Below are 25,482 nucleotides of genomic sequence, written 5' to 3' on the forward strand. Positions count from 1 at the left end.
ATGGCCTGGCACGACTACGCCGCGTTGACGCCCTGACAACGCCTGCTTAGCGTGACCCGGGTCACGAGGTCCCCGCCTCCCCACCACGCCGCTCCGTTCCGTGCTGTGCCGCCGCACGCCGGAGCACCCGAAGGGATTCCCGATGGCCAGTCCCACCACCGAGTCCGCCGACCCCGGGCAGGTCGGCCGCCGCCGCTTCCTGACCTACCTCGTCGCCGCGCCGACCCTCACCATCGCCACCAAGCTGACCGCGGACGCCGTCGCGCCGTCCGTGGCCGAGGCCTCGATCCCGACGCTGCCGCAGCCCGCCGAGATCCTCGACCTCGGCGACGTGCTGACGCTGTCGGGCGTGCCGACGGCCGGGCTGCTGGTGCTCGAGATGACCGCCGACGGCCGGGCGCGGTTGCAGCTGCCCCGGTGCGAGGTCGGCCAGGGGATCACCACGGCGAACGCGATGCTCGTCGCCGAAGAGCTGGACCTGCCGCTGGACCGCGTCGACGTCGTGCTCGCCGACGCCCGCACCGAGCTGCTGTTCAACCAGCTCACCGGCGGCTCCAACACGATGCGCTCGCTCTACGACCCGGTCCGCGCCACCGCGGCGACCGCGCGCGCCCGGATGATGGCCGCCGCCGGGGCCCAGTGGGGGACCGACGCGTCGCGACTGTCCACACGCGACGGTGCGGTGTGGGCGCCGGACGGCCGCAAGGCCGGCTACGGCACGCTCGCCGGGCCCGCGTCCCGCTCCGGCCTCAGCATCGGCGTCGTGCAGCCGAAGGCCGAGTCCGCGCACACCCTGGTCGGCACGCCGACCTCGCGCAAGGACGCCCGCGCGATGGTGACCGGTCAGCAGGTCTACACCCTCGACCTGGACGTCCCCGGCGCGAACCCGGTGATGGTGCGGCGCCCGCCGACGATCAACGGCACCGTCAAGAAGGTCAACAACGAAGCCGCGGTGCGGGCGATGCCGGGGATCATCGACATCGCCGTCGTGAAGACCGGCGTCGCGGTGATGGCCGAGACGTTCGGCCAGGCCCTCGACGGCAAGGACGCCCTCGACGTCACCTGGGGCCCGGGCACCGTCGACGCCGAGAACAACGAGACCATCAAGAAGAAGCTGCACGACGCCGCGCTGCCGTTCGTCGTGCCGCCGCTGCTGACGCAGTACGTCGACGGCGAGTTCGACTTCGCCTTCGCCAGCCACGCGCCGATGGAGTCGAACTCCGCGGTCGCCGACGTCCGCGAAGGCAGCGCCACGATCTGGGCCGGGCTGAAGTCGCCGATCGTGGCGAAGCAGACCATCGCGCAGGAGCTGGGGCTGCCGGTGAACCAGGTCACCGTGCACGTCCAGCAGGGTGGCGGGTCCTTCGGCCGCCGGCTGTTCTTCGACGCCGCACTCGAAGCCGCGCACATCTCGCAGGCGATGAAGAAGCCCGTCCGTCTCATGTGGAGCCGGATCGACGACATGCGCCACGGCCGCGCCCGCGCGGCGAGCCACCACAAGATCCGCGCCACCTTCGCCCTCGGGCAGGTGCTCACGTTCGAGCACCGCGTCGCCAGCGTCGAAACCGACTGGAGCCACGGCCTCGGCGAGATCCTCACGGCGTTCGCGGCGAAGCTGCCCGTCGCCGGGAACCTGAGCTTCGCGCAGACGGTGTTCCTGCTGACGATCAAGTCGCCGTACAACTTCGGCGTCACCACGCAGCTGCTCAACGAGGTGCCGCTGAAGTTCCACACCGCGGCGTGGCGCTCGGTGTACTCGGCCAACACCCGCGGCGCCGAGGAGATCATGGTCGACGAGATCGCCGCGAAGCTCGGCAAGGACCCGCTGCAGTTCCGCCGCGAGTTCATCAAGGTCGACCGCCAGCGCGCGGTGCTCGACAAGGTCGCCGAGCTCGGCGAGTGGGGCAAGAAGATGCCGAAGGGCTTCGCGCAGGGCATCGCGGTGCACGGCGAGTACAAGTCCTACACGGCCTGCCTGGTCGAGCTCGACGCGCGCGACCCGAAGTACCCGCGGGTCACCAAGGCGACCATCGCGGTGGACGTCGGCAAGCCGGTGAACCCGCGCGGCATCCAGGCGCAGATGCTCGGCGGCCTGACCGACGCGATCTCGACGACGCTCACCGCGGGCCTGCACATCGACAAGGGCCTGCCGCTGGAGGGCAGCTACTCGCAGTTCCACTACGCGCGGCAGAAGAACTCGCCGCCGGACGTCACCGTGCACGTCATGCCCGCCACCGGCGACGACATTGGCGGCGCGGGCGAGCTCGGCCTGCCGGCGCCGGTCGGCGCGATCGCCAACGCCTACGCGCGCGCCACCGGGATCAAGCCCCGCAGCTTCCCGATCACGTTCCCGGTCGACTTCGAACCGTTCCCGCGCTGACAGGAGTTCCCCACCATGCCGAACTACACCTTCGTGGTGAACGGGAAGACCGTCACCGTGGACGCGCCCGCCGACCTGCCGATGCTGTGGGCGCTGCGCGACAAGCTCAAGGTCCGCGGGCCGAAGTACGGCTGCGGCATCAACGTCTGCAAGGCCTGCACCAGCCACCTCGACGGCGAGGCGTTCAACCCCTGCGTCACCGCGGTTTCCGACTGCGCGGGCAAGGAGGTCACCACGATCGAGGGGCTCGCCGACGGCGAGAACCTGCACCCCGTCCAGGAGGCCTGGCTGGAGCAGGACGTCGCGCAGTGCGGCTACTGCCAGCCCGGGCAGATCATGGCCGCCGTCGCGCTGCTGAAGAAGACGAAGAACCCGACCGACGCCGAGATCGACGCGATCGAGAACGTCTGCCGCTGCGGGACGTACTTCCGGATCCGGGAGGCGATCAAGAGCGCCGCCGCCAAGATGTGAGCACGCGGATGCGGAGGTTCTACAAAATAATCTCCGCATCCGCGGATCTTGGAGAAAGTTCACCCGGTCGTGGCGGGTGCTTTCAGGTTAGATGTCGGTCTCGGACCTCGACGAAGAGGCCCGGGGTACCGGAGGCACCATGCACTACCAGGCGCTGCTGGCCGACGGGCTCGCGCCGACCGTCGCCACGCTGACCGCCGAGGTCGAGCGGAAGCTGCCCGAGCTGATCGAGCGCACCGTCCGCCGGATCCGCGCCGAGATGCCGGTGTACCAGGACGCCCGGTTCGTCACGCACGCCGAGCTGCGGAACTCCGTGCGCGCCAACCTCGACCACGTGATGCGGACGCTGCGCGGCTCGGACGTCCCGGACCTGTCCCAGGCCCGCGCGACCGGCCGGGCGCGGGCGCTGTCGGGTGCGCCGCTGCCGGAGCTGCTGCGGGCCTACCGGATCGGGCTGACCGAGGTCTGGCAGGAGTTCGTGACGCTGACCGCCCGCGGCTCGTCGCAGGACCTCGCCGGGCTCGTCGCCGCGACGACGGCGATCTGGGCCCTCATCGACGATCTGGCCGAAGCGCTCACGACGTCCTACCGGGACACCACCGCGGAAGTACTGGTGGCGCACCAGAACCGGCGCTCGGCACTCGTCGAGGCGCTGTTCGCGGGCGGCTCCGCGACCGAGGGCACGCTGTGGGACATCGCCCGGGTGCTGGACCTGTCGCTGGACGGCACGTTCGTCGTGGTCGCCGCGGAAACCCCGCGGCTGGGCCAGGAACCGCTGCCGCAGATCGAGGCGCGGCTGCGGGAGCGCCACCACGCGTCGGCCTGGCGGCTCACCCCGGACCTGCAGGTCGGCGTGGTGTCCCTGCGCGACCCGAGCGCGTCGAAGGCGATCGTGGAGCTGGTGCGGGAGCACCCGGTCGGCCGCGTCGGGACGAGCCCGGTGTTCACCGGCCTGGCCAACACCGCCCGCGCGCTGCACCTCGCGCGGGTGGCGCTGTCCAGCCTGGCGCCGGGCACGCCGGGGCTGGTGCAGTTCACCGAGTCGCCGCTGGCCGGGCTGGTGGCCAGCTCGCCGGAGGCGTCGGTGCAGCTGGCGCACCACGTGCTGCAGCCGGTCCTCGACCTGCCGGGTGACGACCGCAACGTGCTGCTGCTGACCCTGCGCGCCTGGTTCGACTGCCAGGGCTCGACGAAGCTGACGTCGGAGCGGATGTTCTGCCACCCCAACACGATCCGCCACCGCCTCAAGCGCATCACCGAGGAACTGGGCCGCTCCCTGACCGACCCGGCGGACATCGCCGAGCTGGGCGCGGCCCTGCGCGCCCTGAACCTCTTCCCGGAGGCGGCCCACCTCCCCGCGCCGCGCTAGACCGGTCGTCACTTTCGCTAGGAAAGATGCGTCGCCTCACGCGGACTTCACGGCTTTCCGGCGCTGTGCGGGGTCGGGGTGGGCGCCTGGGCTGTGGCGCCGCGCTAGCCCGGTCGTCACTTTCGCTAGGAAAGATGCGTTGCCTCACGCGGGTTTCACGGCTTTCTGGCGCTGTGCGGGGTCGGGGTGGGCGCCTGGGCTGTGGCGCCGCGCTAGCCCGGTCGTCACTTTCGCTAGGAAAGATGCATTGCCTCACGCGGATTTCACGGCGTTCCGGTGGGCAGCGGGGTCAGGGGCGGACGCCTGGGCTGTGGCGCCGCGTTGGCCCGGTCGTCACTTTCGCTAGGAAAGATGCATCGCCTCACACGGACTTCACAGCGTTCCGGCGCGGAGTCAGGGGCGGACGCCAGGGCCGTAGCGCCGGGCCATTCCGGTGAGCCATTCGCGGCCGACGGGATTCGCGGTGTGGACGTGCACCTCCGGCGGCCAGCGGTCGTGCTCGCACAGCCAGAGCACGACCGGGCGGGTCGTGTCGTCGCCGCCGAGGTCGTGGTCCAGCGAGATCGCGGCGAAGTCGTCCGCTTCGAGCAGTTCGATCGCCGCCGCGCTCGTCTTCGCCCACGTCCAGCCGGGCGGCGCCGGGCGGAGGTCGTCGACCCAGAGGCGGCTCACGACGCCAGGAGCTCGCGGGTGCGGGCCTGGTCCTCGGCCGGGCCGAACGGCATCACCAGCAGCTCGGTCGCGCCCGCGTCTTCGAGCGCCTTCACCTGGCGTCGCACGGTTTCCTCGTCGCCGACGATCGCGCTGTCCGACACCCGCGCGTAGCCGTCGCGGTCCAGGACCGCGCGGTAGGCCGGGACGCTCGCGGCCGCGCCGTACGTCTCCTCGACCCAGGCGCGGCGTTCGTCCACTTCGGACGTCACGCAGATCAGCTGCCCGGAGACGACCCGCGACTCCGCACCCAGCGCCGGCACCACGAACTCGCCGATCGCCCGCGGGCCCGCCCAGGTCGTGATCACGCCGTCGGCCAGTTCGCCGGCCAGCTTGGTCGACTTCGGGCTCACCGAGCCGACCAGCAGGGACGGCCGCCCGGCGCCCGGGGCGTTGACCCCGCCCGCCGCGGTGAGCGTCTCGCCGTGGACGTCCGCCTTTTCCCCGCGCAGCACCGGGTTCAGCGCCTCCAGGTACTCGCGCAGGTGCCGCAGCGGGCGGTCGTAGGAGTACCCGAACTCGTGCTCGACGATGTACCGGTGGCTCAGCCCGACACCGAGGTGGACCGGCACGCCGGTGGCGGCCTGCACGGTCAGCGCCTGCGCGGCCATGGTGATCGGGTGCCGCGGGTAGGTCGGCACGACGCACGTGCCCAGCTCGGACCCGGGCGCCGCGGCGGCGAGCGCCGGCAACGCCGTGAGCGCGTCCCAGCCGCCGCGCTGCGCCAGCCAGAGGGTCCGGTAGCCGAGCTTCGCCGCTTCGCGCGCTTGCGCGGTCATGGCGTCGAAGCCGACGCCGAGTTCGTCGATCAGGATTCCGGTGCGCATCTGCATCCCCAGTTCTAGTAAGCCCGCTCGAGCCGCTTCCGGTCGAGCGCGACGGATTCGGTGAACAGCGCGATGGCCCGCGGCGCGACGGCGCGCAGCTGCGTAGTCGAGACGGCCAGCGGCTCGAAGGCGTGGGCGACGGTGTCGGCGACCAACGCGGGCTCCGGCGGGGGACTGCCGACGAGGAAGCCGTGCAGCACCGCCCGGTAGGCGACGGCGAGCTCGCCGGCCGGCCGGTCGGTGCGGAGCAGGTCGTGGGCCGCCAGCAGCTCGAGGTACTCGACGAAGGCCTCGTCGTGCCGCGGGTCGAGCTGGTCGTGCAGCTTCGGCAGGAGCTTGCCGAGCGTGCCGGCGTCGTCGGCGTGCCCGGCGCGCAGCAGGGGGCGGGCCAGCACGTTCGTGTACTGGATCTTGGTGAGCGTGGCGAGCCGGGTGACGAGCGGGTCGGCCTCCATGGCCCGGACGAGGTCTTCGATGGTGCGCACGGACTCCCGCAGCAACACCGCCAGGAACAGCTCTTCGCGGTTCTTCCAGTGCAGGTAGACGGTCCCCTTGCCGATACCGGCCCGCTCGGCGACGTCCTCGATCGTGGTGCGGCGGTAGCCGGCGCGCAGCAGCAGCTCGGCGGCGGCGTCGAGGATCCGCTCGGCCCGTTCGGCGCGGTCTTCGGCAGGGGGCATGGCGCCATCGTATGACCAAATACGAAATCTGGTCAAACGTCAGGCCGGGAAAACGGCGAGGCGCGCGAGCACCCCGCCGTCCCGGGTGGTCAGCTGTCCGAAGACCGCTTCCACAGGTTGATGTCCGCGTCGGTCGCGTGGCCGTCGATCTCGGTCAGCTCCTCGGAGCTGAAGTCGAGGTTGCCGAGCGCGCCGACGTTGTCCTCGAGCTGCTTGACGCTGCTCGCGCCGATCAGCACCGACGTCACGCGGTGGTCGCGCAGCGCCCAGGCCAGCGCGAGCTGGGCCAGCGACTGCCCGCGGCGGCCGGCGATCTCGTTGAGCGCGCGGACGCGGCCCAGCCGGTCGTCGTCGAGGGTGTCCGGGTCGAGGGACTTGCCCTGCGCGGCACGCGAGTCCTCCGGGACGCCGGTCAGGTACTTGTCCGTCAGCAGGCCCTGGGCCAGCGGCGAGAACGCGATGCAGCCCGCGCCCGCCTCGTCCAGGGTGTCGAGGAGGCCGTCCTCCTCGATCCAGCGGTTCAGCATCGAGTACGACGGCTGGTGGATCAGCAGCGGCGTGCCGAGCTCGCGCAGCAGCCGCGCCGCCTCGGCGGTCCGCTCCGAGTTGTACGAGGAGATCCCGACGTAAAGCGCTTTCCCGGCGCGGACGGCGCTGTCGAGCGCGCCGACCGTCTCCTCCAGCGGCGTCTCGGGGTCGAACCGGTGGGAGTAGAAGATGTCGACGTAGTCCAGGCCCAGCCGGCCGAGCGACTGGTCCAGCGACGACAGCAGGTACTTGCGGGAGCCCCACTCGCCGTACGGGCCGGGCCACATGTCGTAGCCGGCCTTGCTGGAGATCACCAGCTCGTCGCGGTAGGGCTTGAAGTCGGTGGCCAGCAGCCGCCCGAAGTTCTCCTCGGCCGAGCCGTAGGGCGGGCCGTAGTTGTTGGCCAGGTCGAAGTGCGTGATGCCGAGGTCGAAGGCGCGGCGGGTGATGTCGCGCTGGGTCTGCAGGGGCTTGTCGTGGCCGAAGTTGTGCCACAGCCCGAGCGAGATCGCGGGCAGCTTCAGCCCGGACCGCCCGCAGCGCCGGTAGGGGATCGATTCGTATCGGCCGGAAGCCGCAACGTAGGTCACGCGGCCGATGCTAACCGTCCTGGACGGACCCGGCGGTCCGGTACAGTCCGGGGTGAGCGAGCGCTTAGGAGGCCATCGGTGGGCACCGGATTCTTCACCTCCGTCGACGATGTGTCGGCGAAACTGGCCGAGGCCGGCTACCTGGCGTCGACGGCGGTGGCGACCACGGTGTTCCTCGCCGACCAGCTCGGCAAGCCGCTGCTGGTCGAGGGCCCCGCCGGCGTCGGCAAGACCGAGCTGGCCAAGGCCGTCGCCCAGGTCAGCGGCTCGCGGCTGGTGCGCCTGCAGTGCTACGAGGGCATCGACGAGGCCCGTGCGCTGTACGAGTGGAACCACGCGAAGCAGCTGCTGCGGATCACCGCCGGCCGCGACGAGACGTGGGAAGAGGCCCGCACCGACATCTTCGGCGAGGAGTTCCTGCTGCGCCGTCCGCTGCTCACCGCGATCTCCTCGGACGAGCCGACCGTGCTGCTGATCGACGAGACCGACAAGGCCGACATGGAGGTCGAGGGCCTGCTGCTGGAGGTGCTCGGCGACTTCCAGGTGACCGTGCCGGAGCTGGGCACGATCACCGCCACGCGCGCGCCGTTCGCCGTGCTGACGTCCAATGCGACGCGCGAGCTGTCCGAGGCCCTGCGCCGCCGCTGCCTGTTCCTGCACATCGACTTCCCGGACGAGGAGCTGGAGCGCGAGATCGTCCGGCTCAAGGTGCCCGGCATCAACGACGCGCTCGCGGATTCAGTCGTCCGGGTGATCGCCGCGTTGCGGGCGATGGACCTGCGGAAGCTGCCTTCGGTGGCGGAGACCATCGACTGGGCGCGCACACTGCTCGCGCTCGGCGCGTCCACGCTCAGCGAACAGGTGGTGCGGGAGAGCCTCGGCGTCGTGCTCAAGCACCAGGACGACATCACCAAGGCCGGCGCCGGGCTGCAGCTCGAACAGGTCCTGGACGCGTCGTGACCGGCGGCGTGCCGGAGCGGCTCGCGTCGTTCGTCAAGGCACTGCGGGTGCAGGGCATCCCGGCGGGCCCCGCCGAGACGGTCGACGCCGCCGCGGCCCTGGAGGTCCTCGGGTTCGACGACCGCGAGCTGGTCCGCGAGGGCCTGGCCGCGGCCCTGGTCCGCCGCGGCGGGCAGCGCGCGGTGTTCGACGCCGCGTTCGACCTGTACTTCCCGGCCGGGATCGGCGCGCCCGAACGGGCCCGCGAGGACACGACCCTCGAAGAGCTGCGGGAGCAGCTCGCGGCGGCCCTCACCGACGGTGACGAGCAGGCGCTCGCGCAGCTGGCCGGGCTCGCTGTCGACATGCTGGGCCAGTACGGCTCTTCGTCCGGTCCCGGTGGTGGCTTCTCGGCCCACCAGACGCTCGACCGGCTGCAGCCGCAGACGCTCATCGCCCGGGTGCTCGCGGCGATGCGCGGGGGCGGCGCGCGCGGCGAGTTCACCGACCGGCTCGACCGCGACGAGATCCGCCGCCGCGTCGAAGGCTTCCGCGGCCAAGTCCGCACCGAAGCCCGCCGCCGCGCGGCCGAGGTCCGCGGCCGGGAGCGCGTCGCCAAGCACGCCATCGCGCCCGCGGCCGATCGCGTCGACTTCCTCATCGCCAGCCGCAGCCAGCTCGCCGAGCTGCGGCGCACGATCCAGCCGCTGTCCCGCAAGCTGGCGACCCGGCTCGCGGCCCGCCGCAAGCGCACGACACGCGGGCAGATCGACCTGCGCCGGACGCTGCGGCGCTCACTCTCGACCGGCGGTGTGCCGCTGCGTCCCGCGTATCGCCACCGTCGTCCCGGACGGCCGGAAATCGTGCTGCTGTGCGATCTTTCCGGCTCGGTGGCGGGGTTCGCGAACTTCACCATGCTGCTGGTGCAGGCGCTGCGCGACCAGTTCAGCAAGATCCGCGTGTTCGCCTTCGTCGACAGCACCGACGAGGTCACGCACCTGGTCACCACCGGCGTCGCCGACCCGGCGCAGCTCGGGGCACGGATGCTCGCCGAAGCCGCGGTGGTGCGCTGGGACGGCCACAGCGACTACGGCGGCGCGCTGGCGGGCTTCACCGCGAACTGGCTCGACGCGGTCGGCCCGCGCACGTCGGTGCTCATCCTCGGCGACGCCCGCACCAACGGCGGCGACCCGAACCTGGACGCCGTCCGCGCGATCAAGTCCCGCGCCCGGCACGTCTACTGGCTGAACCCGGAACGCCGGTCCCTGTGGTCGACGGGCGACTCGGCGGCACTCGAGTACGCCGACATCGTGGAGATGCACGAATGCCGCACGGTGTACCAGCTTTCGACGCTGGTCACCCGCCTGCTGCCGGTGTGAGCCACGCGTCGATGTCCTGCAGTATCCGGGTTTTCGTCGCTTCGGGCGCGAACGACGCGTGCACGCTCGCCCGGGCGAACTCCGCCATCGCGGCGTCGTCGTAGCCGAAAGCCTGGTGCACGCGGGAGTATTCCCCGGCCAGCTGCGCGCCGGTGACCGACGGGACGTCGGTGTTCAGGGTGACCCGCAGGCCCGCGTCGAGCAGCCGGGGGAGCGGGTGCTCGGGCAGCGACGGCACCAGGCCCAGCGTGACGTTCGACGACGGGCAGACCTCCAGCGCGAGCCCGCGGTCGCGGACCTCGGCGGTCAGCTCCGGGTCGTCGAGGACGCGGATGCCGTGGCCGAGCCGTTCGGTGTGGCCGATTTCCAGGGCTTCGCGGATGCTGTCCGGCCCGGCGTCCTCGCCGGTGTGGTGCAGCAGGTGGATCCCGGCCGCGCGGGCCTTGTCGAAGAGCGCCGCGAACGGCCGGAGCGAGTGGTTTTCCTCGCCCGCCATGCCGATCGCGAACACCTCGTCGTACTTCAGGGCGAGGTCGAGGGTGCGCTCGGCGCGTTCGACCGAGCGGCGGCGGGAGTGGTCCAGCAGCAGGCGCCACTCGATCTCGCCGCTGTCCTTGAGTCCTTTGAGGACGGACGCGAGCGGCATTTCGGGGTCACCCAGGCGTTCCCCGTGGGCGGCCGCGGTGAACGTGATCTCGGCGTAGCGCGTGCCCTGCGCGGCTTCGTCGGCGCAGTACTCGCGGGCGATCCGCTCGAAGTCCTCGGGCTGCTGCAGGCAGGACCGGATGAGCGCGTTGTAGTCGGCGAAGGCGCGGAAGCCGTCGAACACGGGCTGCTCGGCCGGGACGTCGACGCCGTTGGCCGCGCCGAGCTCGCGGAGCGTGCCCGGCCGGATCGTGCTCTCCAGGTGGACGTGCAGGTGGGCCTTCGGCAGGGCGGCCAGGTCGCGCATGATCGTGAGCCTAGGTGCCGTGGCCGGGCTCGAGCTCGCGATTTTCCGCCTCAGGCGCAACTGGGGGGTTGCGCCTGACGTCGTCTCGTGCAACTCTGTGGTTGCACGAGAAACCGAGCCAAGGGGAAACGATGAACCAGGACCAGGTCGAGCAGGAGATCGTGATCGACGCGCCGATCGAGCGGGTGTGGGCGGTGCTCACCGAATCGGAGTACGTCGGCCAGTGGTTCGGCGACGGCACGCCGGCGCCGGTGGACCTGCGGCCGGGCGGGATCATCCGGCTCGACCACGGCGACCACGGCCAGTTCCCGACCAAGATCGTCGCGCTGGACCCGCCGCGTGCACTGTCGTACCGCTGGGCCAGCGGGTTCCCGGGCGTGGTCGCCGACGAGGCCAACTCGACGCTGGTCGAGTTCACGCTGGCCGCGGAGGGTGGCAGCACGCGGCTGAAGGTGGTCGAGAGTGGCTTCACGACGCGCGCGCCGTCGCCGGACCCGTCGCCGGACGACACCCGCGAGAGCCACGAGGAGGGCTGGACGGCGGTGGTCGCGAAGCTCGGGGAGCTGTCCGAGAAACTGGCGGTATGACCACGGAGCCGGTTGCCGCCGAAGACGTCTTTTCGGCCTTAGCCGACCCGACCCGGCGCCGGCTGCTGGAGCTGCTGTCCCAGCGGGGCGACGCGACGGCCACGGAGCTGGCGGGCGACCTCCCGGTGAGCCGGCAGGCGGTGGTGAAACACCTGGTGGTGCTGGACGGGGCGGGCTTGGTGACGGGCCGCCGCGACGGCCGCGAGCGCCGCTACCAGGTCCGTCCGGACGCCCTGGCCGCCACGGCTCGCTGGATGAACCAGGTGGCCGCCCAGTGGTCCTCCCGGCTCACGGCGATCAAGCGGCTGGCGGAACAGGCCGAGGGTTCGTGACGCCGTGGTGAGGGGTGGCGCAGGTTTGGCGGCGGTCACACGGGGAACCTCTGGGGGGTTCGTCCGCGTTGTCAGGATGACCGCTACCGATGAGGGAGGACCACCGTGGCTTTCATGCGCAAGCTCACCGTGCTCGCCGGGGCTGCCGGCGCCGCCCGCGCCTACGCCAAGAAGAACCCCGAGAAGGTGAACCAGGCCGTCGGCAGGGCCGCCAAGTTCGCCGACGACAAGACCAAGGGCAAGTACCACCAGCAGATCGCCGGCGTCGTCCGCAAGGTCAGCTCGGTGACCGGGCCGGACGGCCGGCCGCAGCCGGGACCGGGCCCGGCCACCCGCTAGGTCACTCGGCGGCCAGGGCCTCGAGCACGCCTTCGCCGTACTTGGCGAGCTTGTTCTCGCCGACGCCGCTGACCGTGCCCAGGTCCGCCAGCGACGACGGCCGTTGCGTGGCGATCTGGCGCAGGGTGGCGTCGTGGAAGACGACGTAGGCCGGCACGCCCTGTTCCTTCGCGACGCCGGCCCGCCAGGCCCGCAGCCGTTCGAACAGCGGGGCCGCCTCCGCGGGCATGTCCACCGCGGGGGCGGCTTTCCTGGTGCCGCGCGCGGCCTTGGCCGCGGCGGCCCGTTCCGGCTCGCGGCGCAGCATGACCTCACGGTCACCGCCCAGCACCTCGGCGCTCGCCTCGGTGAGCACCAGTGAGCCGTAGTCACCCTCGACCGCGAGCCAGCCCTGGGCCAGCAGCTGCCGCACCACCGCGCGCCACTCCGGCTCGCGCAGCTCGGTGCCGATGCCGAACGTCTTCAGCGTGTCGTGCTGGAACTGCGTGACCTTGGGTGTCGACTTGCCGAGCAGGATGTCGATCACCTGGCCGGCACCGAACTTCTGCCGCCGTTCGTTGCGCAGCCGCACGATGGTCGAGAGCAGCTTCTGCGCCGGGATCGTGCCGTCCCACCTCTCCGGCGGGTTCAGGCACGTGTCGCAGTTGCCGCACGGCTCGGCCTTCTGCCCGAAGTAGTTGAGGATCTGCACCCGGCGGCATTCGACGGTCTCGCACAGCGCCAGCATCGCGTTCAGGTGCGCGCCGAGCCGACGGCGGTGCGCGTCGTCGCCCTCGGACGTGTCGATCATCTTGCGTTGCTGCACCACGTCCTGCAGCCCGTACGCCAGCCAGGCCGTCGACGGCTGCCCGTCACGGCCCGCGCGCCCGGTCTCCTGGTAGTACCCCTCGACGGACTTGGGCAGGTCGAGGTGCGCGACGAACCGGACGTCCGGTTTGTCGATGCCCATCCCGAACGCGATCGTGGCGACCACGATCAGCCCGTCTTCCCGCAGGAACCGCGACTGGTGCCGCGCGCGCACCCGCGCGTCCAGCCCCGCGTGGTACGGCACCGCCGGAATCCCGTTCTGCACCAGGAACTCCGCGGTCTTCTCCACGGAGTTGCGGGACAGGCAGTAGACGATTCCCGCGTCACCCTTGTGCTCGGTCTGCAGCAGTTCCAGCAGCTGGCGCTGCGGCGAGTTCTTGCCGACGATCCGGTACTGGATGTTGGGCCGGTCGAAGCTCGCGACGAAGTGGCGCGCCTCGTCGAGGTTCAGCCGGGCCGCGATCTCCTTGTGCGTGGCCTCGGTGGCGGTCGCGGTGAGCGCGATCCGCGGCACGTCGGGCCAGCGCTCGTGCAGCGCGGACAGCTGCAGGTAGTCGGGCCGGAAGTCGTGGCCCCACTGGGCGACGCAGTGCGCTTCGTCGATCGCGAACAGCGAGATCTTGCCGCGGTCGAGCAGCCGCACGGTGGATTCCACCGAAAGCCGTTCGGGCGCAAGGTAGAGCAGGTCGAGCTCGCCGGACAGGAACGCCGTTTCGACCTCCTGCCGCGCCGCGTAGTCCTGGGTGGAGTTGAGGAAACCCGCCCGGACGCCGGCGTTGCGCAGCGCGTCGACCTGGTCCTGCATCAGCGCGATCAGCGGCGAGACCACCACGCCCACACCCGGCCGCACCAGCGCCGGGATCTGGTAGCACAGCGACTTCCCGCCACCGGTGGGCATCAGCACGAGTGCGTCACCGCCGGCGATCACGTGCTCGACGATCTCCGCTTGGTCGCCGCGGAAGCTGTCGTAGCCGAACACGCGCCGGAGGGTCTCCAGCGCGTCGGACACGGTCGCGAACTCGGTCTCTGCCACCCGCCCGAGTCTAGAGCGGGGGTCCGACAAGTTCCGTGCGCCCTCTCCGGCGTGCCGTGGCGCCGGTGCGACACTGGAGGGGATGGACGAATACTTCCCGGTGACCGACCTGGCCGCGTTTTTCGACGGTGAATGGCGGCTCGACCGTGAGATCCGTACGGCCGAGGGTGACCCGGCGGGCGAGGTGACCGGCACCGCCACCTTCACCGAGGAGGGCGGCGTGCTCGTCTACCGCGAGGAGGGCGAGATGCGCCTCGGCACCTACACCGGCCCGGTGACGCGCACGCTGCACTACCGGCCCACCGCGCCCGGCCGCGCCGACGTCCACTTCGACCACGGCGGGTTCTTCCACGAGCTCGACCTGCGCTCCGGGCACTGGCGGACCGACCACCCCTGCCGCGACGACCTCTACCGCGGCAGTTACCGCGTGCTGGACGCCCTTCGCTGGCGGCAGGAGTGGGCGGTCCGCGGCCCGGCCAAGGACCACGTGATCCTCACCCGGTTCAGCCGGCCGACGGGCTGAGCAGGTCGGCCAGGTCGATCCGGCGCAGGAACTCGCTCCGGATCCGGTCGCCGACCTCCGCGACCAGCCAGCCGCCGTCGTCGGACGGGTCGATGTGCGTCCGGAACGGCCGCGCGCCCTTGGGCAGGTCCACGACCCGCGCCAGCTCTTCGGCGACCACCGCGACGTCGGCGTCGGCCGGGGTGATCTCGGCCAGCTTGCCGGCGACGTGGTCGGTCAGGCCCGCGTAGCGCTCTTCGTAGGCGGCCGCGACGTCCGTGTCGGCCGGGTGCCCGGAGTTCGGGAAGTGGTTGGTGCCCGAGGTGAACGCGCCGGGCACGATGATCGCGGTGTCGATGCCGAAGCGGGCCACCTCGGCGGCGTAGGAGACGGCGAGGCTGTCCATCGCCGCCTTCGCCGCGAAGTACGGCGCCAGGTACGGCGGCGTGCCGCCGCGGACGCTGCTGCTCGACACCCACACCAGCAGCCCGTCGCGCTGGGTTCGCAGGTGGGGGAGGGCGGCCCGGTTGACGCGCTGGGTGCCGATCACGTTCGTGTCGTACAGCTGCGCGTACTGCTCCGGGGTGAACGCCTCGGCCGGGCCGAGCACCATGTGCCCGGCGTTGTGCACCACGACGTCGAGCTGGCCGTGCTCGCCGGTGATCGACGCGATCGCGGCGTCGGCCGACTCCTGGCTGGAGACGTCCAGCTCGACCGAACGCAGGTCCACGCCGTGCTCGGTCGCGTACGCGGCGGCGGCGTCGACCTGCGGCGCGTTGCGGCCGGTGGTGGCGCGCATGCCGGCGTAGACGGTGTGGCCGGCACGGGCCAGCGCCCGGGCGGAGAGGGCGCCGATCCCGCTGGAGGCGCCGGTGACGACGATGATCTTGGACATGGTTGCTTTCCTTTCCGGATAAGGGTTTCTCAGACGATTCCGCCGTTGGCGCGCAGCACCTGGCCGTTGACCCAGCGGGCCGGGCCGGCGAGGAACGCGACGACCTCGGCGATGTCCTCGGGCTGCCCGAGCCGCTCGAGCGGCGGCTGCTTGGCCATCCGGTCGATGGTTTCCTGGTCCTTGCCGTCGAGGAACAGCGCGGTGGCGGTCGGCCCGGGGGCGACGGTGTTCACGGTGATGTCGCGGCCGCGCAGCTCGCGCGCCAGGATCATGGTGATCGCCTCGACCGCGCCCTTGGTGGCGTTGTAGATGCCGTAGCCGGGCAGGTTCAGCCCGAGCACGGACGTCGAGGTCATGATCACCGCGCCGCCGTCGCGCACCCGCTTCGCTGCCTGCTGGGCCACGGCGAACGTGCCGCGGATGTTGGTGCGGTGCACCCGGTCCAGGACGTCGAATTCGGTGTCCGCGATCGGGGTGGGCGCGGTCATGATCCCGGCCAGGTGGGCGACGACGTCGACACCGCCGAAGGTGCGCTCCGCCGTGTCGAACAGGTTCGCGACCGCGTCCAGGTCGGCCACGTCGGCACGGACCGCGATCGCCTGGCCACCGCGCTCGGTGATGGCCGCGACGGCGGCGTCGGCCTCGGCCTGGTTGCCCGCGTAGTTGACGACGACGGCCATGCCGTCGGCGGCCAGGCGCTCGGCGACCTGGCGGCCGATGCCGCGGGAGCCGCCGGTGACGATCGCGACGCGGGGTTCGGTGGTGCTCATCGGTGCCTTCTTCCTCTCGGGCGGCGCCGGTAGCACCGCTTCCGTCTTGCTGTTATCGACGATAGCACCATCGCGTTAACAACGCTAGTGAGTTCTTGTTATCGTCGTTACACTCGGCTGGACGGCATCCGGCGGTACCGGCACCGCCGGACGGCCGAATCGGGAAGTCCGCGCGTGCCAACGGGTTTCGGAGTCCCAGGGGCGGGAACCCTTGGCATATCGGGGAGCTCGACATCCTTTAAGGAGTTTTGTGCGATGCCCACATGGCTGATCGTCGTGATCGTCGTCGTGGCCGTCGCGGTGCTCGGCGCCGTGATCTGGCTGGTGACGCAGGAAATGCAGCGGAAACGCCTGCAGCAGCGGTTCGGACCGGAGTACGACCGGACGGTCGAGGAGAAGGACAGCCCGCGGGCCGCCCAGCGTGAACTGGCCGAGCGGGAACGCCGCCACAAGGAGCTCGACATCCGGCCGCTTTCGGCGTCGGCGCGCGAGCGGTACACCCGGGAATGGGCGCAGGTACAGGAAAAGTTCGTCGACCACCCGTCCAGCGCGGTCTCCGAGGCCGACCGTCTCCTGGTCACCCTGATGTCCGAGCGCGGCTACCCGACCGAAGGCTACGAGCAGCAGCTGTCCGACCTTTCGGTCCGGCACGCCAAGACGCTCGAGCACTACCGCGCCGCCCACGCGACGCAGCACGAGCGCAGCGGAGCGTCCACTGAGGAGCTCCGGGACGCGATGGTGCACTACCGCACCGTGTTCGAGGACCTGCTGACCGACGGTTCGGACGGTACCGACGGCACCGACAGCGCCGACGACGTCCGCCGCGACGAGGACCACCACGACCGCCGCAACGGTCACGACCACGCCAACGGTCACGACCACAGCGAGCGCGTCGAGGACGACAGCACCGAGCACGACCGCACCAAGAACGACCGTGTCGAGAACGACCGCACCGAGCACGACCGCGGCGACAAGGTACGAGACCGCGACGGCGTACTGCCCGAGCGTGAAGCAGCCGCGCAGCCGCGGACCGAATGGAACGGAGGACGCTGACCATGACCGATCACCTGACCCGGCACAGCGCCGAACACGATGACGACTTCGCCCGCGAGGGTGACGTGCGTGAGACCGGCCCCGGCGGGCTCTCCGAGCAGGGCGGCGCGGACTTCCGCGAGCCGGTGGCCGGGGAGCACGACGGCGACCACGCTCTGAGCACCGCCGACCTGGCCTCGGCCTCGAGCCGGCCGGCGCACGGCACGGACGACACCGACACCGCTGTCGACACGGACACCGACACCGCCGTCGACACGGAGACGGACACCGTGGACACCGGTGCCGCTCCCCGGTCCGCCCGGCCGTCGAACGACACCGACGACGAGCAGCCGTTGATCGACGAGGAGAAGGTCACCGGTTTCCGCGACCGCTGGCAGGGCGTCCAGACCGGGTTCGTCGACGACCCGCAGAAGGCGGTCCGCGAGGCCGACGAGCTGGTCGCGGGCGTGATCAGCGCGCTGGCCACGACGTTCGCCGAGCACAAGAGCGAGCTGGAAGGCCAGTGGCAGCACGGCGAGCCGGCCACCGAGGACCTGCGCCTCGCGCTGCGGCGCTACCGCTCGTTCTTCGACCAGCTGCTGCCCCGCTAGCCACCACCGGTGCCGGCGTGCATGATCGATGCACGCCGGCACACCGGTGTCCGCGAACGTGGAGGGCAAGCCGATGAACGTGGCCGATCTGCTCACAGACGGCTTCAGCAGGGTCCAGGGCTCCGTGCACGCGGCGGTGGAGGGTCTCACCGCCGAGCAGCTCGGGGCCCGCCTTGACGAAGAGGCCAACTCGATCGCCTGGCTCGTCTGGCACCTGACCCGGGTCCAGGACGACCACGTCGCCGACGTGGCCGGGGTCGAGCAGGTGTGGACCGGCCAGGACTGGGTCACCCGGTTCGGCCTGCCGTTCCCGGCGGGCGACACCGGCTACGGGCACCGCCCGGCCGACGTCGAAGCGGTCCGGGTCGACAGCGCCGAGCTGCTCACCGGGTACTACGACGCGGTGCACGAGCAGACCCTCAAGTACGTCCAGGGGCTCGACGGCCAGGCGCTCGACCGGGTCGTCGACGAGGCGTGGGACCCGCCGGTCACGCTCGGCGTGCGGCTGGTCAGCGTCGTCGACGACGACATCCAGCACGCCGGGCAGGCGTTGTTCGTCCGCGGGGTGCTGGAGCGTCAGTCCTCGTAACCGTCGCCGCGGTGGTCCGGGAGCCGTTGCGGCCCCGGGCCTTCCGCGCCCAGCCGGTCGCCCGGGTTGGCGAGCCGGCACTTCGACAGGGACATGCAGCCACAGCCGATGCAGCCGTCGAGCTGGTCGCGCAGCTGTTCCATCTGGCGGATCCGCGCGTTCAGGTCCTCCTGCCAGCAGCGGGAGATCCGGGCCCAGTCGGCGCGCGTGGGGGTGCGGTCGTCGGGCAGCAGGGCGAGCACCTCGCGGATCGCCGACAGCGGCATCCCGACCCGCTGGGACATCCGGATGAAGGTCACCCGCCGCAGCGCGTCGCGGCAGTAGCGGCGCTGGTTGCCGGCGGTGCGCCGGCTGCGGATGAGCCCCTCCTCCTCGTAGAACCGCAGGGCCGACGCGGGCACTCCGCTGCGCCGGGACAGTTCGCCGACGGTGAGGTCGGGCAGCTTCCTGGCCGTGGCGTTCACCATGCGCCCAGCCAACCACAGCCGCACGCTTGACTTCAAGCGAGCTTGAAGTCCCATCCTGGCCCGGACGGTAACAACGCCGCTGTGTCAAGGAGGAAGCGTGTCCGAAGCTCCCGTACGGGTCGCGGTGATCGTGGGAAGTGTCCGGGAAGGACGGTTCGGCCCGGTGGTGGCGGACTGGCTGGCCGGCGTCGCGCGTGACCACGGCGGGTTCGACGTCGAGGTCGTCGACCTCGCGGAGCCCGACCTGCCTTTGGCGATGCCGGCGTTCGGTTCCGAGCCCGCGGCGGAGGTTGTCGCCGAGGTCGCGAAGGTGACGCCGCGGCTCGAGGCGGCCGACGCGTTCGTCGTGGTCACCCCGGAGTACAACCACAGTTATCCGGCGTCGCTCAAGAACGCCATCGACTGGCATCGCAGCGAGTGGTCCGCCAAGCCGGTCGGGTTCGTCTCCTACGGCGGGATTTCCGGTGGCCTGCGCGCGGTCGAGCACCTGCGGGCGGTCTTCGCCGAGCTGCACGCGGTCACCATCCGCGAGACGGTCAGCTTCCACGGCGCGCACACGCGGTTCGCCGACGGCGTCCCCACCGACGAAGGCGCGGCTGTCGCGGCGAAGGCGCTGCTGGATCAGCTCGAGTGGTGGGCGCGCTCGCTGGCCGAGGCGCGGGCGGCCCGGGCCTATCCCGGCTGAGTCACCGAGGCGAGGGCGCTGCTGGATCAGCTTGGGTGGTGGGTGTGTTCGCTGGCCGAGGCTCGCGTGGCCCGGGCCTATCCCGGCTGAGCCGTCGCGGCGAGGGCGCTGCTGGATCAGCTTGGGTGGTGGGTGTGTTCGCTGGCCGAGGCTCGGGCGGCGCGGGCCTATCCCGGCTGAGTCACCGAGGCGAGGAAGTGCGGGCAGGTCGTCAGGTCGTCGTGCTCGCAGGTGAGGGCGTGGTCGAGCAGGCCGAGGGCCGCCTGGTCGCGAGCGATCCGGCCGGCCAGCTCGGCCCGCTTCCGGTGCAGGACGGCGGTTCGGGTGGCGCGGTCGCCGTCGCCGAGCAGCCGCCCGATGTCGTCGAGCCCCAGCCCGGCTTCCTTCGCCCGGAGGATCACCGCGATCCGGGAGGTGTCGGCGGGGGTGAACCGCCGCTGGCCGGTGCCGGTCCGGGGCGGGCGCAGCAGGCCGACGCTCTCCCAGTGGCGCAGGACGTGGGTGGCCAGCCCGAACCGCTGCGCCACCTCGCCGATACCCAGCGCGTCGCCGCTTGACTTCATGCCGACATGAAGGCACACGATGGCGGGCATGTCCAACCCGCTCCTCGCCCGGCTCGACCGGGCCGACGCGTTGCCCGGCGCCACCGAGCTGCGCGCCGTGACGTACGAGCAGCTGCGCTGCGGCCCCGGCGACCGGGTGCTGGACGTCGGCTGCGGTGGCGGCCGGGCGGTGGCGGAGCTGGCCGGGCGCGGCGTCCGCGCGATCGGCGCCGACCGCGACCCGCGGATGCTGGCGGCGGCCCGCGCCCGCGGGGCGGAGGTCGTCGAGGCCGACGTCGCCGGCCTGCCCTTCGCGGACGGCGAGTTCCGCGGCTACCGGGCCGACAAGGTCCTGCACGAGCTGGCCGACCCCGCGGCTGCGGTGGCGGAAGCCCGCCGAGTGCTGGCCCCCGGCGGCCGGATCGTGCTGTGCGGCCAGGACTGGGACACCCTCGTGCTGGACTCGGACCGCCCGGCCCTGACCCGCGCGATCGTCCACGCCCGCGCCGACACGATCGCCGGCCCGCGGGCGGCGCGCCAGTACCGCACCCTGCTGGTCGACGCGGGGTTCGTGGCGATCGCGGTGGAGGTCAGAACCCTGGTCGACACGGACGGCGAGCTGGCGTTGCTCCTGGAGGGTCTCGCGGCGGCGGCGCGAGGTGCCGGGGTGGCGACGGACGCGCAGGCCGAGGGCTGGCTGGCGGAGCAGTCGGCCCGGGTACGCGCGGGCCGGTTCTTCTTGGCGATCCCGATGTTCCTGGCCTCGGCGACGGTGCCGGACCTGGCCAAGGCGCGGTGACGGGGGACCGCCGCGGTGCGTTGTCTTGTCGGCTGCGGTGTTCGAGCACCGGGCGGTGAAGGGGCGCAGCTGCCGTGTCGCGGTTCGTGGGCGCTGTTCGTTGGTTAGCGGCGCTCGCGGTTTGTCGAACGGCCCTCAGTGTGGCTTGCCGTCCACAGTGGACGGGCGGCGGGCGAAGTCCGGGGCGTGCTCGGGGCGGAAACCGATGCCGCCCAGGAAACCCGCAAACGCTTGCAGCAGCGGGCTGCGGCCGACCAGGCGCAGCGGGGCCGGGATGCCGCGCAGGGTTCCGTCCAGGCAGGGCGCCAGCAGCAGCGCCTGGTCGCCGCGCTGGGACTGCTGGATCGCCGCCGTCGGCAGGGCTCGTCGGCGCTGGACCGCGGCCAATCTCGCCGGCGGCACCCGGCCGTTGCGCAGCCGGCCGGCCAGGAGCGTCGCCGTTGCCACCGCGTCCTGGATCGCCAGGTTGACCCCGACGCCGCCGGTCGGGGACATCGGGTGGGCCGCGTCGCCGATGCACAGCACGCCGTCGGCGTGCCAGCGGCGCAGCCGGCCCATCCGCACGTCCAGGTGGTGCACGTCGTCCCACGAGCCGATCGCCGCCAGCTGCTCGGCGTCCCAGTCCAGCAGCGCGCCGAGGCGGGCGCGGAACCCGGCGATGTCGCCACTGCGCAGCTCGGCGTCGCGGCCCTTCGGGATGAGGTACGCCGTCTGGTAGTAGTCGCCGCGGTCCACCGTGGCCGCCGCCTGGCCGCCGGCCAGCCGGATGGACACGGCGGCGTCCGCGTTCGGCCGGGGGCCCTTCGGGACGCGGACCTGCCAGACGTCCATCGGCACGGCGAACTCCCGCATCGGCAGCCCGGCCGCCCGGCGCACCGCCGACCAGCGGCCGTCACACCCGACCGTCAGGTCCGCGGCCAGTTCGCGGACCTCGCCGCTGTCGTCCCGGTAGCGGACCCCGGTGACGCGCTCACCCTCGCGCAGCAGGCCGACCACTTCGCAGCCCATCCGCAGCGACATCCCCGGTTCGGCCTCGGCGAGCAGCTCCAGGAAGGCGTCCTGCGGCACCATCGCGATGTGGGAGTGCGGCCCGCGGAGCCGGCCGAAGTCGGCGACGACGATCGACTCGTCCTCCACCCGCAGCCGCGCGTGCGTCAGGAGTCCGCGCGGCAGCGCGGCGAACCGCTCACCCAAGCCCAGCTCGTCCAGCAACCGCAGGGTCGACGGGTGCACCGTGTCGCCCCGGAAGTCGCGCAGGAAGTCGTGGTGCTTCTCCAGCACGACGACGTCGACCCCGGCCCGGACCAGCAGCAGTCCGAGCATCACCCCCGCCGGGCCGCCCCCGGCCACACAGACCCGTACCCGCTCCATGCCTTCGACCGTAGCACAAACTTAGAGAGTCTCTAAAATTAGAGTGACGCTAAGCTCATCCCGTGGCGAAGGCACCCGGACTGCGCGAGGAGAAGAAGCAGCGCACGCGCAAGGCCCTCATCGAGGCCGCGCTGCTGCTGTTCGACGAGCACGGGTACGAAGCCACGACCACCGCCGCGATCGCCGCCGCGGCCGGTGTCTCACCCGCGACGTTCTTCAACTACTTCGCGTCCAAAGAGGACGTCGTCTTCGCCGACCAGCACGTCTACGACGAGGTCCTCGCGCAGGTCTTCGCCACCGCCACCGCGGAAGAGCCCGTCACCGACCTGGTGTTCCGCACGATCGGGGCCTTCGCGACCGCCGACGCCTGGAGCTTCCCGTTCGAGCACCCGCTCACCTCGGTGCGCGCCCGGCTCCTCGCGTCCGTGCCCGCCCTGCGCGCCGGGCTCCTGCTGCGCAACTCCCAGGTGGGGGACACCTGGGCCCGCGCACTCTGCGAGACCCACCCGGAACTCGATCTCCCGGAGGCGGCGACCATCGCCGGCGCGGTGATCGGCGGGGTGCAGGCCGCTCTGCACGCCAACCTCGACGACCACGGCCGGCCCCGCCGCCCGGAAGCCGAGGTCGGCCTCCGGGCGATCCAGGCCGTCATGCAGGGCTTCGGGAACGTTCAGAAGGCCTGACAGGTCTGCGACGGGAGCTGGACGTCCGACCCGCCGAGCGTGATGGCGCCGCCGTCGACGTAGCTGCCTTCGGCGGCCAGCGCCGCGAGCGCCGTGCAGACCAGCTGGTTGGTCGCGATCGGCGTCAGCTGTTTCACCGGGAACGAGAAGTTGACCACCGTCGGCGGCCCGGGAACCAGTGAGATCGGCCCGGCCTCCGGCCGGAGCATGGTCACGTACCCGTCGGACGACTCGGCGGAGGACGGGCCGTCCAGCAGCGCCCCCAATGCCGTGGTGACGCCGCTCACGGTGCCGGTCGACCGCGTCACCGGCGCCACCCGCCCGTCGAGGACGAAGTAGAGGGTCAGGTCGCCGCCGCGGCCGTCGGCCGACGGGTTCCGCAGCGTCGGCGCGGGCCCCGCGGCGACCACCGGCGTCGGCTTGACCCCGCACGCGCTCACCAGGAGCACCGCGGTCAGGACGAGGAGCTTCTTCACCACGCCTCCCGGGGCAGGCGCAGCTCGAACCGGGCGCCGGTGCCGGTGTTGGCCGCGACGATGTCCCCGCCGTGCAGCCGCGCGTTCTCCCGCGCGATGGACAGCCCGAGCCCGCTGCCCTCCGACCGGGCGCGTGCCGTGTCGGCCTTGGCGAAGCGGTCGAACACCTGCGAGAGCATCGTTTCGGGGATGCCCCGCCCATGGTCGGTGACGGTGAGGACGACGTCACCGCCCGCCGTCCGCAGGGCCACCTCGACCGGCGGCGCGCCGTGGCGCAGGGCGTTGCCGACCAGGTTCGCGACGACGATGTCGAGCCGCCGCCGGTCGAGCCGCGCCGTGACCCCAGGGGGCAGGTCGGCGACCACGTCGGCGCCGGATGCCCAGCCCCGCGCGGCCAGGCTGTCGGTGACCGCGGCGGCGACGTCCAGCTCCTCCCGCCGCAGCTCCGCGCGCCCGGCGTCGAACCGGGAGATCTCGATCAGGTCCTGCACCAGCCGGGTCAGCCGCCGCGTCTCCGCCGACACCAGCCGCGCCGCGACCGCGGTGTCCGGCGGCAGTTGTTCGGCGTCCTCGTCGAGGACGTCGGTGACCGCGTTCATCGCCGCCAGCGGGGTGCGCAGCTCGTGCGAGACGTCGGCGACGAACCGGCGCGCGTCGGCCTCCATGGTGCGCAGCGTGCCGACCGTGCGCTCCAGCTCCGCGGCGGTGTTGTTGAACGTCGTGACCAGCTGGGCCAGCTCGTCGGACCCCGTGACGCGCAGCCGCACGTCCAGCTTGCCCTGGCCGAGCTCCCCGGCCGCCTTGTTCAGCGCGCGCACCGGCCGCAGCACCTGGCGCGCGGCCAGCAGCGCCAGCACCACCGCGAACGGGAGCGCGAGCGCCGAGGTCCGCCAGGCCGTCGTGGACAGCTCGTCGATCGAAGCCTGCTGCTGGGTCAGGTTCGCCATCGTGTAGACCTCGATGCCGCTCGCCTGGCCGGACGTCCCGGTCTGCACGGGGATCCCGACGAAGAACTGCGGGTAGCCCTGGTCGTCGACCCGCTGGAACTGGATCCTCGTGCTGCCGGCCACGGCCCGGCGCAGGCCGGCGGGCACGCTGTCCGGATTGATGCCCGCCCCCGAGCGCATGCCGTGGTAGACGACGACGGCGTTGCTGGCCTTGAGCGCCGTGCCGAACGCGTCGAGCGTCGCCTGGGACGGCGGCAGGGTCACGGTCGGCAGGTACGCGGCGATCTGGTCGCGCAGGTTCAGCATCGTCTGGTCCTGGAAGCCGCCTAGGATGGCGTTGCGGGCGTAGACGTAGCTGGCGCCCGCCGCGGCGGTGGCGCCGATGATCATGATCACCGCGAAGCCCGCGACCAGCCGGGGTCTCAACCCGGAGAGCCAGGCCCGGATCCGCGACGTCACGACCGGCCGAACCGGTAGCCGAACCCGCGGACGGTCTGCACGTGCTCCGGCTTGGCCGGGACGTCCTCGATCTTCGCGCGCAGCCGCTGCACGCAGGCGTCGACCAGGCGCGAGTCGCCGAGGTAGTCGTGGTCCCACACCGCGGTGAGGATCTGCTGGCGGCTGTACACCTGCCCGGGCGTGCGGGACAGCTCCAGCAGCAGCTTCAGCTCGGTCGGGGTCAGCGAGACGGGCGTGCCGCCCTTCGTCACCTCGAGCCCAGCCCGGTCGATCACCAGGTCGCCGTGGCGTTCCTCGGGCTCGGGCCGCTCGGTGGGCCGTTCGCTGACCGCGCGGCGCAGCACGGCGCGGATCCGCGCGTCCAGCACCCGGGGCTCGACCGGCTTGACCACGTAGTCGTCCGCACCGGCCTCCAGCCCGGCGACGATGTCGAAGTCGTCGCTGCGCGCGGTGAGCATGACGATCGGGATCGGCCCCGACGCCCGCATCCGGCGGCAGGTTTCGAAGCCGTCCATGCCGGGGAGCATCAGGTCGAGCACGACGATGTCGGGTCTGCGGAGCACGAGTAGCTCGATGCCGGCCTCGCCGGATTCCGCGGTGTGCACGACGTGTCCCTGCCGGCGCAGGGCCAGTTCCAGTCCTTCCCGCACCGCCGCGTCGTCTTCTACCACCAGTACCTCGGCCACGGCGCCATTATTCGGAAAAGGGCACGTCGTGGCGACCCGGGCCG

The 25,482-nt window shown here is 72.0% G+C and carries 29 protein-coding genes; 15 read left to right on the top strand and 14 right to left on the bottom strand.

Going from position 1 to position 25,482, the window contains the following annotated elements; genetic code table 11:
* Window positions 1–142 precede the first annotated feature (142 nt).
* From ACIOD2_RS35280 to ACIOD2_RS35290, 3 genes are all read left to right on the top strand, one after another.
* Entirely contained in the window at window positions 143–2,380 is a 2,238-nt protein-coding gene (locus ACIOD2_RS35280; protein ID WP_400548153.1) for a molybdopterin cofactor-binding domain-containing protein, read from the top strand.
* Between the two features lie 15 nt (window positions 2,381–2,395).
* Entirely contained in the window at window positions 2,396–2,851 is a 456-nt protein-coding gene (locus ACIOD2_RS35285; RefSeq protein WP_400548156.1) for a (2Fe-2S)-binding protein, read from the top strand.
* A 139-nt stretch (window positions 2,852–2,990) separates the two neighbouring features.
* The gene (locus ACIOD2_RS35290) at window positions 2,991–4,220 is read left to right on the top strand and encodes a PucR family transcriptional regulator (protein ID WP_400548920.1); all 1,230 of its coding nucleotides are present in this window, start codon (window positions 2,991–2,993) and stop codon (window positions 4,218–4,220) included.
* Window positions 4,221–4,613: 393 nt separating this feature from the next.
* Here ACIOD2_RS35290 and ACIOD2_RS35295 read toward each other — a convergent pair whose 3' ends face one another.
* From ACIOD2_RS35295 to mgrA, 4 genes are all read right to left on the bottom strand, one after another.
* On the bottom strand, window positions 4,614–4,892 hold the full coding sequence (locus ACIOD2_RS35295) for a cyclic-phosphate processing receiver domain-containing protein (RefSeq protein WP_400548159.1): 279 nt from the start codon (window positions 4,890–4,892) through the stop codon (window positions 4,614–4,616).
* Window positions 4,889–5,758: a TIGR03564 family F420-dependent LLM class oxidoreductase gene (locus tag ACIOD2_RS35300; RefSeq protein ID WP_400548162.1), complete on the bottom strand. Its 870-nt coding sequence runs from the start codon at window positions 5,756–5,758 to the stop codon at window positions 4,889–4,891. Before ACIOD2_RS35300 ends, ACIOD2_RS35295 begins: the two co-directional genes overlap by 4 nt.
* Before the next feature lie 14 nt (window positions 5,759–5,772).
* Entirely contained in the window at window positions 5,773–6,438 is a 666-nt protein-coding gene (locus ACIOD2_RS35305; RefSeq protein WP_400548165.1) for a TetR/AcrR family transcriptional regulator, read from the bottom strand.
* An 89-nt stretch (window positions 6,439–6,527) separates the two neighbouring features.
* A complete protein-coding gene (mgrA, locus tag ACIOD2_RS35310) occupies window positions 6,528–7,556 on the bottom strand; it encodes an L-glyceraldehyde 3-phosphate reductase (protein ID WP_400548168.1) in 1,029 nt (342 codons plus the stop codon).
* A 78-nt stretch (window positions 7,557–7,634) separates the two neighbouring features.
* Between mgrA and ACIOD2_RS35315 the strand changes: the two genes are divergently transcribed.
* Both ACIOD2_RS35315 and ACIOD2_RS35320 read left to right on the top strand, forming a co-directional pair.
* On the top strand, window positions 7,635–8,516 hold the full coding sequence (locus ACIOD2_RS35315) for a MoxR family ATPase (RefSeq protein ID WP_323331340.1): 882 nt from the start codon (window positions 7,635–7,637) through the stop codon (window positions 8,514–8,516).
* Window positions 8,513–9,874 carry a VWA domain-containing protein gene (locus ACIOD2_RS35320; RefSeq protein WP_400548172.1) on the top strand — a complete coding sequence of 454 codons (1,362 nt, stop codon included), beginning with the start codon at window positions 8,513–8,515 and terminating at the stop codon, window positions 9,872–9,874. The genes ACIOD2_RS35315 and ACIOD2_RS35320 overlap by 4 nt, the downstream gene beginning before the upstream one ends.
* On the opposite strand, the gene add is transcribed toward ACIOD2_RS35320, so the two are convergent.
* Window positions 9,852–10,826 (bottom strand): adenosine deaminase, encoded by a 975-nt coding sequence (gene add / locus ACIOD2_RS35325; protein WP_400548175.1) that lies wholly within the window; start codon window positions 10,824–10,826, stop codon window positions 9,852–9,854. The genes ACIOD2_RS35320 and add overlap by 23 nt on opposite strands.
* A 131-nt stretch (window positions 10,827–10,957) precedes the next feature.
* On the opposite strand from add, the gene ACIOD2_RS35330 reads away from it, so the two are divergent.
* The 3 genes from ACIOD2_RS35330 (at window position 10,958) to ACIOD2_RS35340 (ending at window position 12,084) form a co-directional block, all read left to right on the top strand.
* Entirely contained in the window at window positions 10,958–11,413 is a 456-nt protein-coding gene (locus ACIOD2_RS35330) for an SRPBCC family protein (protein ID WP_400548178.1), read from the top strand.
* Window positions 11,410–11,745 (top strand): ArsR/SmtB family transcription factor, encoded by a 336-nt coding sequence (locus tag ACIOD2_RS35335; protein ID WP_400548181.1) that lies wholly within the window; start codon window positions 11,410–11,412, stop codon window positions 11,743–11,745. Before ACIOD2_RS35330 ends, ACIOD2_RS35335 begins: the two co-directional genes overlap by 4 nt.
* Before the next feature lie 114 nt (window positions 11,746–11,859).
* Entirely contained in the window at window positions 11,860–12,084 is a 225-nt protein-coding gene (locus ACIOD2_RS35340; RefSeq protein WP_400548184.1) for an antitoxin, read from the top strand.
* 1 nt (window position 12,085) lies between these two features.
* Here the strand turns inward: ACIOD2_RS35340 and recQ are convergent, their stop codons facing one another.
* Window positions 12,086–13,924, bottom strand: a complete 1,839-nt coding sequence (gene recQ, locus ACIOD2_RS35345) for a DNA helicase RecQ (protein ID WP_400548187.1) — start codon at window positions 13,922–13,924, stop codon at window positions 12,086–12,088.
* An 82-nt stretch (window positions 13,925–14,006) separates the two neighbouring features.
* Between recQ and ACIOD2_RS35350 the strand changes: the two genes are divergently transcribed.
* Window positions 14,007–14,447: a DUF6314 family protein gene (locus ACIOD2_RS35350; protein WP_400548190.1), complete on the top strand. Its 441-nt coding sequence runs from the start codon at window positions 14,007–14,009 to the stop codon at window positions 14,445–14,447.
* On the opposite strand, the gene ACIOD2_RS35355 is transcribed toward ACIOD2_RS35350, so the two are convergent.
* Window positions 14,428–15,321 (bottom strand): SDR family oxidoreductase, encoded by an 894-nt coding sequence (locus ACIOD2_RS35355; protein WP_400548193.1) that lies wholly within the window; start codon window positions 15,319–15,321, stop codon window positions 14,428–14,430. The genes ACIOD2_RS35350 and ACIOD2_RS35355 overlap by 20 nt on opposite strands.
* 29 nt (window positions 15,322–15,350) lie before the next feature.
* A complete protein-coding gene (locus ACIOD2_RS35360) occupies window positions 15,351–16,091 on the bottom strand; it encodes an SDR family oxidoreductase (RefSeq protein WP_400548196.1) in 741 nt (246 codons plus the stop codon).
* 255 nt (window positions 16,092–16,346) lie between these two features.
* On the opposite strand from ACIOD2_RS35360, the gene ACIOD2_RS35365 reads away from it, so the two are divergent.
* The 3 genes from ACIOD2_RS35365 to ACIOD2_RS35375 all read left to right on the top strand — a co-directional run bounded on the left by ACIOD2_RS35365 (window position 16,347) and on the right by ACIOD2_RS35375 (window position 18,323).
* Window positions 16,347–17,144 (top strand): hypothetical protein, encoded by a 798-nt coding sequence (locus ACIOD2_RS35365; protein ID WP_400548199.1) that lies wholly within the window; start codon window positions 16,347–16,349, stop codon window positions 17,142–17,144.
* Window positions 17,145–17,146: 2 nt separating this feature from the next.
* Window positions 17,147–17,734 (top strand): hypothetical protein, encoded by a 588-nt coding sequence (locus tag ACIOD2_RS35370; RefSeq protein ID WP_400548202.1) that lies wholly within the window; start codon window positions 17,147–17,149, stop codon window positions 17,732–17,734.
* A gap of 73 nt (window positions 17,735–17,807) precedes the next feature.
* Window positions 17,808–18,323 (top strand): DUF664 domain-containing protein, encoded by a 516-nt coding sequence (locus tag ACIOD2_RS35375; protein WP_400548923.1) that lies wholly within the window; start codon window positions 17,808–17,810, stop codon window positions 18,321–18,323.
* Here ACIOD2_RS35375 and soxR read toward each other — a convergent pair.
* Window positions 18,311–18,790, bottom strand: coding sequence for a redox-sensitive transcriptional activator SoxR (gene soxR, locus ACIOD2_RS35380; RefSeq protein WP_400548205.1), 480 nt, complete (start codon window positions 18,788–18,790; stop codon window positions 18,311–18,313). The genes ACIOD2_RS35375 and soxR overlap by 13 nt on opposite strands.
* 97 nt (window positions 18,791–18,887) lie before the next feature.
* On the opposite strand from soxR, the gene ACIOD2_RS35385 reads away from it, so the two are divergent.
* Window positions 18,888–19,475 (top strand): NADPH-dependent FMN reductase, encoded by a 588-nt coding sequence (locus ACIOD2_RS35385; protein ID WP_400548208.1) that lies wholly within the window; start codon window positions 18,888–18,890, stop codon window positions 19,473–19,475.
* Window positions 19,476–19,642: 167 nt separating this feature from the next.
* On the opposite strand, the gene ACIOD2_RS35390 is transcribed toward ACIOD2_RS35385, so the two are convergent.
* Window positions 19,643–20,038 (bottom strand): MerR family transcriptional regulator, encoded by a 396-nt coding sequence (locus ACIOD2_RS35390; RefSeq protein WP_400548211.1) that lies wholly within the window; start codon window positions 20,036–20,038, stop codon window positions 19,643–19,645.
* A 28-nt stretch (window positions 20,039–20,066) separates the two neighbouring features.
* Between ACIOD2_RS35390 and ACIOD2_RS35395 the strand changes: the two genes are divergently transcribed.
* Window positions 20,067–20,816, top strand: a complete 750-nt coding sequence (locus ACIOD2_RS35395; RefSeq protein WP_400548214.1) for a methyltransferase domain-containing protein — start codon at window positions 20,067–20,069, stop codon at window positions 20,814–20,816.
* Window positions 20,817–20,951: 135 nt separating this feature from the next.
* Here ACIOD2_RS35395 and ACIOD2_RS35400 read toward each other — a convergent pair whose 3' ends face one another.
* The gene (locus tag ACIOD2_RS35400; RefSeq protein ID WP_400548217.1) at window positions 20,952–22,187 is read right to left on the bottom strand and encodes an FAD-dependent oxidoreductase; all 1,236 of its coding nucleotides are present in this window, start codon (window positions 22,185–22,187) and stop codon (window positions 20,952–20,954) included.
* A 62-nt stretch (window positions 22,188–22,249) separates the two neighbouring features.
* Here ACIOD2_RS35400 and ACIOD2_RS35405 point away from each other — a divergent pair, with 62 nt between their 5' ends.
* Window positions 22,250–22,870, top strand: coding sequence for a TetR/AcrR family transcriptional regulator (locus ACIOD2_RS35405; protein WP_400548220.1), 621 nt, complete (start codon window positions 22,250–22,252; stop codon window positions 22,868–22,870).
* Here ACIOD2_RS35405 and ACIOD2_RS35410 read toward each other — a convergent pair.
* The 3 genes from ACIOD2_RS35410 to ACIOD2_RS35420 all read right to left on the bottom strand — a co-directional run bounded on the left by ACIOD2_RS35410 (window position 22,858) and on the right by ACIOD2_RS35420 (window position 25,438).
* Entirely contained in the window at window positions 22,858–23,346 is a 489-nt protein-coding gene (locus ACIOD2_RS35410; protein WP_400548222.1) for a hypothetical protein, read from the bottom strand. The two genes, ACIOD2_RS35405 and ACIOD2_RS35410, sit on opposite strands and share 13 nt — an antisense overlap.
* Window positions 23,343–24,683, bottom strand: a complete 1,341-nt coding sequence (locus tag ACIOD2_RS35415) for an ATP-binding protein (RefSeq protein ID WP_400548926.1) — start codon at window positions 24,681–24,683, stop codon at window positions 23,343–23,345. The genes ACIOD2_RS35410 and ACIOD2_RS35415 overlap by 4 nt, the downstream gene beginning before the upstream one ends.
* Window positions 24,684–24,748: 65 nt before the next feature.
* Entirely contained in the window at window positions 24,749–25,438 is a 690-nt protein-coding gene (locus ACIOD2_RS35420) for a response regulator (RefSeq protein WP_400548225.1), read from the bottom strand.
* Window positions 25,439–25,482 lie beyond the last annotated feature (44 nt).

The sequence above is a fragment of the Amycolatopsis sp. NPDC088138 genome, from assembly GCF_044741685.1.
In the GTDB taxonomy this organism is placed as follows: Bacteria; Actinomycetota; Actinomycetes; order Mycobacteriales; family Pseudonocardiaceae; genus Amycolatopsis.